At 57.8% G+C, this 12014-nt stretch carries 12 protein-coding genes and 2 pseudogenes; 6 read left to right on the top strand and 8 right to left on the bottom strand.

Annotated elements, in window-relative coordinates; genetic code table 11:
- Positions 1–1246: 1246 nt before the first annotated feature.
- The 5 genes and pseudogenes from JMF82_RS22235 to JMF82_RS14150 form a co-directional block, all read right to left on the bottom strand.
- A pseudogene (locus JMF82_RS22235) lies at positions 1247–1402 on the bottom strand (phospholipase); the annotation flags it as partial.
- A 152-nt stretch (positions 1403–1554) separates the two neighbouring features.
- The gene (locus JMF82_RS14165; protein WP_201315210.1) at positions 1555–1812 is read right to left on the bottom strand and encodes a hypothetical protein; all 258 of its coding nucleotides are present in this window, start codon (positions 1810–1812) and stop codon (positions 1555–1557) included.
- Positions 1813–4119: 2307 nt separating this feature from the next.
- Positions 4120–4341, bottom strand: coding sequence for a hypothetical protein (locus JMF82_RS14160; RefSeq protein WP_038615178.1), 222 nt, complete (start codon positions 4339–4341; stop codon positions 4120–4122).
- 94 nt (positions 4342–4435) lie between these two features.
- Entirely contained in the window at positions 4436–4714 is a 279-nt protein-coding gene (locus JMF82_RS14155; protein WP_201315209.1) for a hypothetical protein, read from the bottom strand.
- A 174-nt stretch (positions 4715–4888) separates the two neighbouring features.
- Positions 4889–5116, bottom strand: coding sequence for a hypothetical protein (locus JMF82_RS14150; protein WP_201315208.1), 228 nt, complete (start codon positions 5114–5116; stop codon positions 4889–4891).
- Positions 5117–5673: 557 nt separating this feature from the next.
- On the opposite strand from JMF82_RS14150, the gene JMF82_RS14145 reads away from it, so the two are divergent.
- Entirely contained in the window at positions 5674–6126 is a 453-nt protein-coding gene (locus JMF82_RS14145; RefSeq protein ID WP_201315207.1) for a fasciclin domain-containing protein, read from the top strand.
- An 81-nt stretch (positions 6127–6207) separates the two neighbouring features.
- On the opposite strand, the gene JMF82_RS14140 is transcribed toward JMF82_RS14145, so the two are convergent.
- A complete protein-coding gene (locus tag JMF82_RS14140) occupies positions 6208–6684 on the bottom strand; it encodes a hypothetical protein (protein WP_201315206.1) in 477 nt (158 codons plus the stop codon).
- Positions 6685–6711: 27 nt separating this feature from the next.
- Between JMF82_RS14140 and JMF82_RS14135 the strand changes: the two genes are divergently transcribed.
- Positions 6712–7095, top strand: a complete 384-nt coding sequence (locus JMF82_RS14135) for a hypothetical protein (protein WP_201315205.1) — start codon at positions 6712–6714, stop codon at positions 7093–7095.
- Positions 7096–7315: 220 nt separating this feature from the next.
- On the opposite strand, the gene JMF82_RS14130 is transcribed toward JMF82_RS14135, so the two are convergent.
- Both JMF82_RS14130 and JMF82_RS14125 read right to left on the bottom strand, forming a co-directional pair.
- A complete protein-coding gene (locus JMF82_RS14130; RefSeq protein WP_201315204.1) occupies positions 7316–8032 on the bottom strand; it encodes a Crp/Fnr family transcriptional regulator in 717 nt (238 codons plus the stop codon).
- Between the two features lie 479 nt (positions 8033–8511).
- The gene (locus tag JMF82_RS14125) at positions 8512–8847 is read right to left on the bottom strand and encodes a hypothetical protein (protein WP_201315203.1); all 336 of its coding nucleotides are present in this window, start codon (positions 8845–8847) and stop codon (positions 8512–8514) included.
- Positions 8848–9981: 1134 nt separating this feature from the next.
- On the opposite strand from JMF82_RS14125, the pseudogene JMF82_RS14120 reads away from it, so the two are divergent.
- From JMF82_RS14120 to JMF82_RS14105, 4 genes and pseudogenes are all read left to right on the top strand, one after another.
- Positions 9982–10251: pseudogene (locus tag JMF82_RS14120) on the top strand (IS30 family transposase); the annotation flags it as partial.
- A 549-nt stretch (positions 10252–10800) separates the two neighbouring features.
- Entirely contained in the window at positions 10801–11007 is a 207-nt protein-coding gene (locus JMF82_RS14115) for a hypothetical protein (protein WP_201315202.1), read from the top strand.
- 336 nt (positions 11008–11343) lie between these two features.
- Entirely contained in the window at positions 11344–11601 is a 258-nt protein-coding gene (locus JMF82_RS14110) for a hypothetical protein (protein WP_201315201.1), read from the top strand.
- A gap of 28 nt (positions 11602–11629) precedes the next feature.
- Entirely contained in the window at positions 11630–11929 is a 300-nt protein-coding gene (locus tag JMF82_RS14105) for a hypothetical protein (RefSeq protein ID WP_201315200.1), read from the top strand.
- The last annotated feature ends 85 nt before the right edge of the window (positions 11930–12014 follow it).

Raw genomic sequence — 12014 nt, 5'->3', positions numbered from 1 at the left:
TTGCGCGCGACCTTCTTGAACGTGACGTGATTCCCCGAGCGATCATGCTTAAGGGTGCTCGACCCGCCGATACGGGAATCTACAGACGCCTAACTGGAACGACGCCAACGTTCGAGTCGCCTCGAAGCTTGTTGGTTCTAAAGGGAACCGATGTGGACGCGCCACTGGCACGCCACAATCCTCTCGCCCTGCGATTAGCAGAGGATCAATGCCGCCAGTATCTGGCTGCCTGGAAGGCCCGATATGGCCTCGCCGGAAGGGTTCGCGACGTTATCGCCAGAACTCCTCGAGACATGCCGGACATGGGAGAGATCGCGTCTACTCTATGCATCTCCACACGCACGTTGCGAAGACGTCTGCAGGACGAGGGCGTGACTTACATAGGTCTATGCAACGAGGTTCGCCAGGCCATGGCCGAGCAGATGCTGGCCATGCATCGGCTGCCAATCGAACAAATTGCCGAACGACTCGGGTACTCGGAATCCGCTAGCTTCACTCACGCCTTCCGTCGCTGGACGGGGCAGACGCCACAGTCATTTCGGCGAGAGCGGATACTCGCAAACAAGAAAAGATAGGGCGGCTTAGACCTATCGTTCTGCTCAGTTGCGGATGGCACCGGGGTTGTACGGTCGAGCAGCGCTGTACCCCTGCCTTCGATCACCCGGGTCTCACCACCGGCAGTGGTTCGACGGGTCACAGCAAACAACGCCGGCCCGTGAACCCATTGCGGACAATTTATGGGCAACTGGTGACCACAAGTTGGCCAAAACGGCCAATTTATGGGTAAGTGCACAACATCAGGCTCAAAGACTCCCCAATTGGTGGGCCCACCAGGATTCGAACCTGGAACCAAGGGATTATGAGTTCACCAGAAATGCAGCGAACCTTTAGAAATCAGGGTTAAGCCACGCAAACCTGCTAGAACATGTATTGCTTTAAATACATCAACTTAGCGAATCATGGCGCAACCCTGTAGGTATGCGCGGTGTACTGCCAATGTACCGATCAAGCGATATTGCTGTTTGGCGTGTCCCAGTAACCACATTGGCCCACATGCCCCCGTAAGCCCATCGTACGCTGGCACCCCGACAAAGTGGATCAATCGAACTAATCAGTCGTGCTCATCGCGCCAGCATCTAGACCGCCGCTGGTCCATGAACCGCATTCGGCCAAACGCGGCCCTCTGATGTTTCCGACCACGAGGTCACCGTCACCGATGAAGCACTCCACCAGGGGCCTCAACACCTCATGCACCGATCCTCACGTTGTACCCAAGCGCTCGCAGCCCTTTGCTAGTTCGCATGTTTCGCGGCGGAAATTCATCTGGACGTGCCCAGCCCACGATTTCACCAAGACTACTCAGACCAATGTGTGGGATCGCCCACTCGTCGCTTCGGATAGCCACCACGCTTGTTCTTGTGTGATACGCGACTACGTTCGACGCCACGGCCGCTTGCCAGAAATCATTGTCGTTGATCACGGCAGTGAGTTTGAGTCGGTCTACTTCAAAGCACTTCTCGCTAGGTACGGAGTTACGAAACACGAACGGCCACCTCACGACCCCCGCTTCGGCGGGCGCGCCTGCGCGTCCATGATGAGTCCGGGTCGCTTGATCACCGAATGTTTGGCACCCTTGGCGGTGAGCTGGTAGGACCACAGGCCGTCACTGTACTCGTCCAGCCCGGGCTTAATCATCTGTTGCAACGTTTCGGGCGCGATCAGCCGGCCAGCGAACAGGGCATGGGCAAACTTCAGCAGGTCGCCCGTGGTGGCATACTTGGCGTCGGCGGCGTACCGGTTTTTTGGATACACCGACACATCCCAGGACAGGACTTTTCTATCGTCGGGATACTAATATGTATCCGCGAGTCGATCCACGATATCACCGTGATGAGGCACGCCGCTGTCGATAATGTGCAGCGGGCCACGATGTCAGCCCAAAAGAGATCAACCTCTCCATGCTCGCGTCTAACCCGCGACCTTGCTTTCAGCGCAAAAGACGCTCTGGAAGGACTGGGTGTCATGAACGGTGTGTCAGCCGCTTTCCGCGTGGTAGGCGGTATCCGCTTCACATCCATCTGGCCGCTACGCGCCACTTGCAAGTCCAGGCTGCCGTGGTGTCAGTGAAAACCTCGCCATTCGTCAACATCGGCCCCCCGGATCTTTGCGATGATGCCAAGATACCCACCGGCAGTGCTCTACTGACTTCCAGCTTGGCGTGAGCTTCCGCTCGCGAGATGCCACGTCGGCGCAGGCCCCGGCAACCAGGGAATAGGACGACCAAGGCGCGACTCGACAGATCATGACTATGATGGAGGAAGTGACATGAGCAAGGGTATGGATTCGAAGAAATCCGACAAGAAGAAGCCGGCGAAGACGATGAAAGAAAAGAAGGCGGCCAAGCAGGAAAAGAAGCGGAACGCGAAGTAAGCAGGCACCTCTGCCCCGAAGCGCCCGCTTTCAGGGTGTCTTGCGGAGATGGTTTCTCGTTCGAGCGCGGGCATTTGACGGCGCTAACGCCTGCGTCCAACCGATAGTGTCGAAAAAATCGCTTCCGAAATTTCGGGCCTCTCGAAGCCCGAAGCCCGAAGCATCGGCCACGACAATCGCTTCCCGGCGAGTTCGATGCGAAACATCTCGAAGAATCGAACCGTCGTGGGCGCCGCGCGCGATAATTCGCGCCCCATTTTTCTTGGCCAGGCATTTTCAGCACCATCGACCCGAAACGCACGTGGCGGACTGCCCTGCCTCTTTCGAGGATCTCGGCGCGCCGTTGGCGTCCGCCAACTGAATAAGTAACAGACGTAGCCGTATGATGGGTGTCCCACACAGGGAGTCATACGAATATGACGGCGAATCCCGATCCGACCGCGGAAGGCCTGCTTCGCTATAGGGCAACGAAGGGATTCTTTGACCTTGCCGAATTCTTTCTAGTACGCAAGGGAGCGTCTCGACTTGTGCCATGTCGATGTAGATCCGGTTGTCTCGATCCTTGCATGGGTGGGTGTGGCTGTCAGGCGTGCGCTTGGCGGTCGGCAGCGGATGGCCAACCATCGAAGAGAGATTGGTTGCAACTTTGAGCTGCGGGAGAGCCGTGCACGGCAGCTCCCTGAGCGCCAGGGAAGCGTCTCCGTTGCCTGAGCTCGGGCAATGTCCGCCTTTGGCCGGAAGCGGGCGTTGCGACGACACAAGAATTTCGGATCGAAGGTAGTCCGCGGGTTCTGGCTGTGTGTGGATTCTAGTCCCGCCACCGAAGCAACTCACTACGTTGAAGCAGGATCACAACAGCCCCGGAGATGACCAGGGATTTCATCTCGGTTTGCTGGCTGCGCCGTCAAGAAAGCGCATTTGGTAAGGCCGTGACACGCGCCTTCACTCTGCCCGCTGAGGCCTAAGGGGATGGCTTCGCATGCAACCACCTTGCCCAAGGTGTCGATATCTTTGCGATGACCGACCTTGCAAGACACGACGACCGCCTACGACGGCCTGCCTGTATCAGAGGACTAGCATCATGAAAGTGCTCGTTGCCGCCGCCTTCCTCCTGGGGGCCCCCTCGACGTGTTGGGCGCAGCAGACGAGCTCAACGGATGAGTACCATCGAGGTTATCTCTGGGCTCAAATACATGACGTCGACAACACTTCGACCTGCGTCGGTATATCCGAGTCTTTCAGCGAGGGGTGTGCAGCCTTCGTCGCAGATAAGCGCATGTCCATGTTGGGAGATGGAAGGTCGACTATGCCACCCTCGACAAATTCCACCCCTGGAGGCAGCCTGCACGACCGCAAGGATGCCTGTGCAGCGTCCATCCGACTGGAGCAAGCGTCCAATCAATTGGCGCGCTGTGCCATAAGTCCCGAACCCAGTGATGGCTGCGTAAGCGAATATCGCGATGTTCGCGATACCTTCAGCCGCTACTCGAGCATGTCGCACAGCGCTGGCGAGGCGTGCAAGTAGGCAAGCTGGATTTCCATCATCGTTGGGGCCGGGAAAGATGATGGAACCTGTAGCTCAGGCGAGGCAAACCTCGTCATCAATTCGATGATCAGCCATCCAGCCGGCAGCAACTCGCCAGTGTTGGAGGAAAGGGATGCACCCTCGTCATGCAGTTAGAAAGGCACCTAGCTGGTTTGGACCCACGCAAACTCAATGTCATCCTGAACGGCCTCGTTGATCTCGCCGTCCGGAACGCCCAGAAGTTCGTTGATGCGTCCATGTCGCATGCCGAAGAAGATGCCGCTACGCCGGAAGGTGGCGGTCCACGTGACGCGATCAGGGTTGGCGCGCTCGTAATCACCTTCGTACGTAAAGCCGTTGGTGGTCTTGCCGGAAATACTGGTCATGATGGCTTCCTTTGGGGTAGATCCTCTTTGCGCCTTCCGTCCCTGGATGGGGGCCGGCGTGGAAAGGTCGAGCGTTGTTGGCCAGCGACTACCGTCAGCGATTGGCAAGCTCAGCGTTTAGGCAGGGCGCACCGTCGTCGTCCATACGATCGGCGTCCAGGTCTAGGCGGTTTTTGGGGGACTCCAGCAAGTCGACCTTCGGCACGACTTCACTTCGTCGTGCTGTAGCCTTGGCTCGCGGCGAGGCCACCGATGCGTCGTACCCCGGAAACCAGCGATTGCGCTGCTCGTTGTCTACAGCCTCGGAAAGGGGCTGGAAGTGCAGCTTATGAGGGTGGAAGTAGAGCGAATTCGTTTGATTGATGATGTACATGGAGTTGCCTCGAGTGTCGACCTGCATCCCTCAGGTCTAAGCAAGCGCTAGCCCGCGGCTCCGGCCAAGGCGGAGAAAACTCAGAGGCCTTGCAAGAAAAACTACAGATAGTCTGAGGCAGCCGAAGCGGGTCTAACGAAGCCCCGGTGCACGATCAACATGCGCCATCTTCTGTTATGCCGCTGTAATGTTCCGCCAGGTTGCCGGCCCGACTTTCATCGAAGTCGCGCCTCGTTGTTGCTCACCTGCTTTCACGTGCATCGGCACTTTCAACCATCGAATTGAGCTGAGATCTGCGACCTCCTGGCGCACCACGTAGGCAGCGCTGTAATAGCCGGGCAGCCACCGATCGGGGCATTGGCGGTCATAGAGCCTGGGAGGAATGAAATACACGCCGTTCATAAATTCACCTGGAGTATGGCTCGCGTCAAACGAGCGTAGGCGGACCGCAGTCCGCAACTCCAGCAAGACAAGAACCGGAGATGAATCAAAGGGCGTCAGGGAAAGTGACGCGCGATTGAGGCGCGGGGGATGAGTGTCAGAAGATTCAGCGCCCGGCGAGCGTGCGCCACTCACTGTGACGAGGACGTGCGGTCTGTCGACAGACAATTGTGTCGGTTCTTTCGCCATGTCTTGGGGCGTCGACTTAGAAGGTGTGTGATCACTCGATCGCCCTATTGAACGGACGAATGAGAGTTGCTTTGTATTGCATTGCCTATGGAGCGATGGAGCCCAGTACGCCGGGCATCTCGCCTGGCTCATTCAGGCACATCACTCTCAGCTAACAACCACACGCGCATGCTGCTCGGGCGCCAGGAAAGCAAGTCTCCTCCTTGGCAGGCGTCTCAGTTACGCGGTCCTCTCCCTAACGCCATCTGAGTTCTTCTCCGGTCTGCATCGGAGGTCGCGGCTTCGGTCGCTCCAAATCCGCCACGCGGATCACAACTCAAGGCAAATTCATGTCCATTCATGATTCCAACATTTCTCGCGTTCCTGGCAAGAACATCGTCGAGACAGCAGCCGCCAACGGCTCGTTCCATACGCTTAGCAAGGCTCTCGAAGCGGCAGGGCTCACCAACGTCCTGAAAGGTACGGGCCCTTACACCGTGTTTGCGCCGACGGATGCGGCGTTCAAAAAACTCCCGAAGGGCACACTGGAAAACTGGCTGAAGCCAGAAAACAAAGCAGAGTTGATCTCTGTACTGAAGTACCACGTGCTGCCGGGCCGGGCATCGGTCGTTGAGGTCGGGAAACTGACCGCGCCGAAGATGCTGCAGGGCCAGACTGCAGCGATCACAAAGGACGGTGACAAGCTCAGCATTGGCGGCGCCACCATCACGGGGCCGGACATCGCGTCGAGCAACGGCATCATCCATGCGATCGATGCGGTGATCGTGCCCACTAAGCACTAACGACAGGATCTTGTGGTGGGGTCCGCCCCACCACAAGACGCCATACGGATATGGGGTCGGATGCCACTTGCCTGGAAGAGGCTAGTGCCGAGAGTGCCGCCCTAGGGCGTCACTACCTCTCGTGGCACAAATAGCTCGCTCGACATCCACGGCAGAGCCGGTGCTGTATTCCGGCCACAAGAGCGGATTCTCTGTGGGGACGCTTGCATCCAGCAGTTCAATCGATGTCGCGCCAACGAGCTCCATGAGATGACGAACATCGTCAACAGGCATCTCATCGTCCAACGCCACCGTAACCACAGTGTGGCCCATCTGTGCCGGTCCGGGAAGATGGCTTGGTGATCGAAATTCCGATGCTTTCTGGCCTGCTCGGTGACCCTGATGACTGATATGGGACACAACCGTTGTCGGCGCACTTGAACTTGCGGCTGAGTTTCCTACGCTCTCATCCACACAAGCCAGCACATGCGCGCGTCGCACGCCCCTTGCCAACAGCTTGTTGATGACAGACGCGGCTGCAAACTGACTATCAAATTTAGCAACAATGAGGTTGGACATACTCGGATATCCTCGTTGGCAATACGCGTGGCCATGCTACGTCATCGCCTGGAATCGTTCCGTGAGAGCCTCAATACGCGTAACGTCAGGCGAGAAATCTGGCAAATTACTGCGCAACGGCGGCTGGACATCCTGCTAATGCATGGACGGCAACACGACTTCGAACTACTGAGGTGCGCCATGACCACGGATCCACATCTAAGCGCCAACAACCTTCTGAGGGACTTTGATGTCCTGCTCGATCAGAATCAACGAGTGCAGAAAGAGAACGATTTGCTGCGCCTTGAGCTGATGCGACACCCCTCGGGTGCAATGCAGATTCGTTCGGTAGAGCGATCCCTGGGGCGGGCCTATCGCGACATCCACAGTGAACAGGGTGGCATCGCCAGCGCAGCCTATACAGTCGAATGAGGCTGCCGTTGAACGCGGATGCTCGAATGAGCGGCCACCCCGCAAGGCACCCTGAAAGGGACGCGACACACCTTGGTGCGCCGCGCGTTCCGCAGTGATGCGCCGACGCTCGTTTGAAGTAGCGCGGCCTTGGCAGTAAAACCCGCCATCACCATTTCTGAAAGAGCGGTCGCTCAGCGCAGTTTATTGGGGGCTTCGCGGATCACGCTGGAATTGGGGCTCAGGTCGTGGGTGATGGCAGAAGGCGGTCATACTCCTTCTTGACCACGGCATAGCACTCGCAGGTCCGTTTCTCGAGTCCCGCGCGATCCAGCACGGTGATATGCCCTCGCTGGTAGCGAATCAGCCCTGCCTGCTGTAGGTTGCCCGCCGCCTCGGTAACACCTTCGCGGCGGACACCCAGCATGTTGGCGATGAGCTCCTGTGTCATCACCAACTCCATAGAATGCAGGCGATCGAGGCTTAGTAGCAGCCAGCGGCACAGCTGCTGGTCCAACGAATGGTGGCGATTGCACACCGCCGTCTGCGACATTTGGGTGATAAGCGCCTGGGTGTATCGCAGCAGCAGATGAAGTACAGGTCCCGCGCGGTTGAACTCCCGCAGCATAAGGCTCGCCTTCAACCGAAACCCTTGGCCAGCGCTCTGGACCAGTGCCCGGCTCGGCGTGGATTCGCCGCCCATGAACAGCGAAATGCCGACGATGCCCTCATTGCCGACCACAGCGATCTCGGCCGAGGCACCGTCTTCCATCACATACAGCAGTGAAATGATTGAGGTCGTCGGAAAATACACATGGCTTAGTCGGCTGCCGGACTCGTACAGCACCTTGCCGAGCGGCATATCGACAGGCTCAAGGTGCAAGGCCCATCGAGCCCATTCGGCATCTGGCAACGCCGCAAGCAGCCGGTTCTGCCTCGGGTCGGGAACAGCAGCCATACCTGTCCTCATCGTGCCCTTTGGCAGATTTTAGCACCCTGCTGCTCTGTTTCGCGGAAGGGGGATCCAGTACGGCAAGTCTCCTGAACCCATCGCGCTTGGGTAGCGATGCTGGCTCCTGGCGTGTTCGTCGGTATGCAGGGACAGAAGAGGGCGCGCTCTGCACCCTCAGCTTGTTATCGCGGGTCAGTTGCGAGACCGCACTCAAGTCGCCAAACCGGCATGAATCACGATTCGGAGTTGAAATGGCTGTCTGCAAGCGGGCGCGTGGCTGGCCTCTCTTCCTTGTCGGCTAAGGAGCCGACTGTGGCACCCTTGGGCTAGAGACATGGGTGCATGCCGCAGCTGCGATATCAGCTTCGGCGCCTCCTGTGACCTCTAGGACCCTAGGACCGCCGTAAGACAGCGAATGCAGGATCACAGGTAATAGACACCCATTGCGGGGAGGTGTCACTGTGATCAAGTCACATCCCCGAAACTTACGGGCGTGGCTCAACGAATCGAGGCTCACGCCCCATGCGCACGGCAGACACCATGCCGCGTCCCCTTCGTGTAATGCCAACATGGTAGTCCGCCATACCGTTAACGTTGGCGCCATCAAGCGAACCAACCGGCTCAACCAAGTCCTGTGCCATTAGCCTATCGGCACTAGCCATCGGCATATTCAGCAACTCGCTGTAGCTGAGGGAGAACAAGTAGTTGATGTCATCCTGTCTCAGACTGTCGTCTGCGGGCATGGCCAAAACCTCAAACACGTTAAAAGCAAGCTTGATTGAAGACTCGTGCGACTTCTGTACGGCACGCAACATAGCCATTGGCCAAACCTCTGACGCCTCCCTTGGCTAGTACCTCAGGGCTTGTCTCCCAAGGATCGCTCGATGTCCACCATAAGGGCAGTCTGAAGGCCCCGCTGCGTCAGTGCAGCAACGTGAAATACCCGACCATGGCGTACACCATGACAGTCGCCTTTCCGACGATAAGTGGCTGCCCAGACCACGCTGTCCTGGGCAGCTGTGGCGTACGTCGCCGTGTAGTCGAAACCGTTGCCCGTGATACCGGCAAGCTCAGACATGGCCTCATCAGACATGGCATACCCCAATTCGCACCCAATTCGCACCAAATGCCATGCTGTCTTCTGGACGACTATCCATCTGTGCGGTTCCAAACATACACAGCCGTCGAACCGGCGTCGGTAAAACCTGACATGTCCGTGTGCCGCAAGCACGCCAACGGGCATACGTGTGCAGTCGGCACGGACGCCAGAGCTGAGGGGACGTCGGGACGCCTGGCAAAGGGGCGAGTCCAAAATGCGGTCAGTTCTTAGCCACCGCCGTGGCGCCAGTTGTCTGTACGAGTGCGGGGTAGCAATCAGCAATCATTAGAATCCGTAGGCAAGCATGAAGCTAGGCCAAAAAGATCGACTTGATGGCGTATGGACTTGCCATTCGCCGCAGCGGAGGATCTTGGGGCGGCTAGTCTGGGATGACTCCGACAGAGCGCCCATTGCTGGAAGAGATATCGCCCGTTGCGGTTTGTGGAGAGGATCCAAATGACGATTCTACGTGGCGTGTTTGGCCCCTACAGTTACGAAGGCTCCTATACGACGCGTCGAGATTACGCAGTCTGGCGCGCACTGCTTTGGAGAGACGGTGAATTTCAAGGAGAAATGGGTGGTGAGCTACTGCAGGCTTCGCACATTGCAGTCCTGGATAGCGCTTTCATCCACGCCCTGGTGCAAAGCCGCATTGCTCCCTTACTCACATTTGGAGCGTAGCCGCCATGCGCTCGCCGTCGCCGCCCGGCTCTTTCTGTCGCTGACTTACCAGTGTTGTCTGATGATGATGTGACGCTCCGTAGCGCCATGAGTATGGGTATCGCGCAAAGGATCGTTCGGAAGGCAAGCAACGTCTGTCTTCGAGTGCGACTTCAGTCGGTCGACGCAGCACACTATGCCTCGTGAACTGTACAAGTCACTGACCTGTGGTCGCGGCAAGGAGATGGCGGACCATCAGCGCTTCACGCTGGCAACCGGTATCCAGGTCTACTTCTTCGACCCGCAAAATCCATGGCAGTGGGGATCGAACGAGAATACCAACGGCCTGCTTCGCCAGTACTTCCCCAAGGGCGCGGACCTCACGGGCTAAACTCAATGCCCTGGCTCGGGAGTTGAATGAGCGACCAAGGCAGAGATGCTCAATTTCGAAACACCGGCCGAATGATTCCAACAATGTGTTGCAAGGACCGACTGAAGTCGCAAGCCTGAGCGGACATTCCTCATGGCTGGCCATCGATGCCGCAGTCGGTCGCTTGTGTTGGCTTATCTTCAGCTGCCATCCCTTCATAGCCGTGGCCTGCGCCAGATCACCATCATGTAACAACTACAAGCGCATGCTGCTTGGACGCTAGGATAGAAAGTCTCCTCCCTGGCAGACGTCTCAGTCACGCGGTCTTGTTCCTGACGCCCTCTGAGTACCTCTCCGATCTGCATTGGAGTCGCGGATTTTGTCCGCTATGGATCCTTGTCGCGGACCCCTAATAGTGAAATCGAATTATCATGTCCAACAACGAAGCCAGCCTCTCTAGCGCTGGTAGCAAGAAGCTCGTCGACACAGCGGCCGCCAGGCAAGGCGGCGGGCGATGATCAAGGGTGCTGCCGAAAGGTTGAGATACTTCTTCCGTCCGTTCCGCAGGGGCGAGTATCAGCATGCGCCCTCCATTGAAGAGCTACACCTCATGCATCAGGAGCGATCGCCACGGGCAACCAGCTTATGGCGCAAGTTTATTTACGCGCTCACGGAAATCGGGCGGCGGTAATGCATATGGCCATGACAAGATCGCAGCTTGTTGACGAGTTGCTTGCTCTGGATGAAGAGTTGCTCAGAATCGATGCTGATGGTGTGCAGGAGGAAGCGGTTCAAAAGACGCTTCAATACGCAGTGAATGCATCGACGCAGACCGTCGGTCAACGAGATTGACTCTGGTGGTGGGTCCAATTCTATGCGGTTATGGACCACCGAGCGGCGCGACTCGTTTCGCCATTGGCTGCGTGCGCGTTGCGTTGAGAAGAAGCTCAAGGCCGGGGCTGTTCCGTTCCGGTCTGTTTGTCTCTGTCACTTGGATGTGCCTTAGACCCAACGCGGATATCGGTACCCGCGAGCATTGGTGCCATCGTCTTCTGGCGTGTTCACGGCGTCGGGCGAGCCACATTGGCTATCGCGCATGGCGACGCGCGCTTCGGATCTCAAGACCTTAACGGTCCCGTTCCTCTGGTTGGCGTAGGGTAAATCCGCTCGGAGATTCTGGAGGACGTAATGCCTATCGGTGCCGGGTTGCAGCAGGACGACGTCAACTACCTGTTCTCGCTCAGCTACGGTGAGCTACTGAGCATGCCGCTGGCCAGTGCCGACCGCCTTATGGCTGATAACCTGATTGAGGCCGTTGGAGCGCTGGACGGTGCCGCGGTTACCGGCCGGATGCTTTACAACGTGGACATCACGCGAAGGGGGCGCCTTATGGTGACTGCTGTTCTCGGTGGTCACGATAGGCGATTCATCGCACCGCATTCCTAGCTGACGATGGCAACATGGTACCCGTCACATGACGTCGAACGATATTCATTTGGTCGGTCATTTGGTTCTACCCGCGACGCTCCACCCTGTCGCCGGCGACGAGCCCACGTCGAAGCTCCACCGCCGCGACCTTGAACAGGTCCAGCTCAATCGACTCATGGTGCAGTTGCCTCGCCTGCTACAAGAGTTTCCCGATCCAGCGGACCTCTTGTCGGCCTTCGCCGGGCTGGCTGACTTGATTTTCGATGCTGCCGGGCCTGACGACCACGACTGGATCACCTGCCAGATCAACGCCATGTTGGAAGCTCGCGGAATACTCGTCCGCTAACGGCTCGGATGAATATCCATCTGGTGCGGGCACAAGCCCCGCGAGCCTTCGCTGGGCGCTCAAGGCTTCCTTGTGTTCGGCCACA

It is taken from the genome of Dyella sp. EPa41, from assembly GCF_016586165.1.
In the GTDB taxonomy this organism is placed as follows: domain Bacteria; phylum Pseudomonadota; class Gammaproteobacteria; order Xanthomonadales; family Rhodanobacteraceae; genus Dyella.
Note: the sequence above shows the minus strand (reverse complement) of the source record. Positions and strands in the feature narration are given on the sequence as shown.

Bases quoted from the DNA above. Each gene is read 5' to 3' on its own strand.
- JMF82_RS14115 (WP_201315202.1), top strand. From the start codon at position 10,801: ATGGCGCAAGTTTATTTACGCGCTCACGGAAATCGGGCGGCGGTAATG.
- JMF82_RS14150 (WP_201315208.1), bottom strand. From the start codon at position 5,116: ATGAACGGCGTGTATTTCATTCCTCCCAGGCTCTATGACCGCCAATGC.
- JMF82_RS14105 (WP_201315200.1), top strand. From the start codon at position 11,630: ATGACGTCGAACGATATTCATTTGGTCGGTCATTTGGTTCTACCCGCG.
- JMF82_RS14125 (WP_201315203.1), bottom strand. From the start codon at position 8,847: ATGGCTATGTTGCGTGCCGTACAGAAGTCGCACGAGTCTTCAATCAAG.
- JMF82_RS14110 (WP_201315201.1), top strand. From the start codon at position 11,344: ATGCCTATCGGTGCCGGGTTGCAGCAGGACGACGTCAACTACCTGTTC.
- JMF82_RS14155 (WP_201315209.1), bottom strand. From the start codon at position 4,714: ATGTACATCATCAATCAAACGAATTCGCTCTACTTCCACCCTCATAAG.
- JMF82_RS14130 (WP_201315204.1), bottom strand. From the start codon at position 8,032: ATGGCTGCTGTTCCCGACCCGAGGCAGAACCGGCTGCTTGCGGCGTTG.
- JMF82_RS14160 (WP_038615178.1), bottom strand. From the start codon at position 4,341: ATGACCAGTATTTCCGGCAAGACCACCAACGGCTTTACGTACGAAGGT.
- JMF82_RS14145 (WP_201315207.1), top strand. From the start codon at position 5,674: ATGTCCATTCATGATTCCAACATTTCTCGCGTTCCTGGCAAGAACATC.
- JMF82_RS14140 (WP_201315206.1), bottom strand. From the start codon at position 6,684: ATGTCCAACCTCATTGTTGCTAAATTTGATAGTCAGTTTGCAGCCGCG.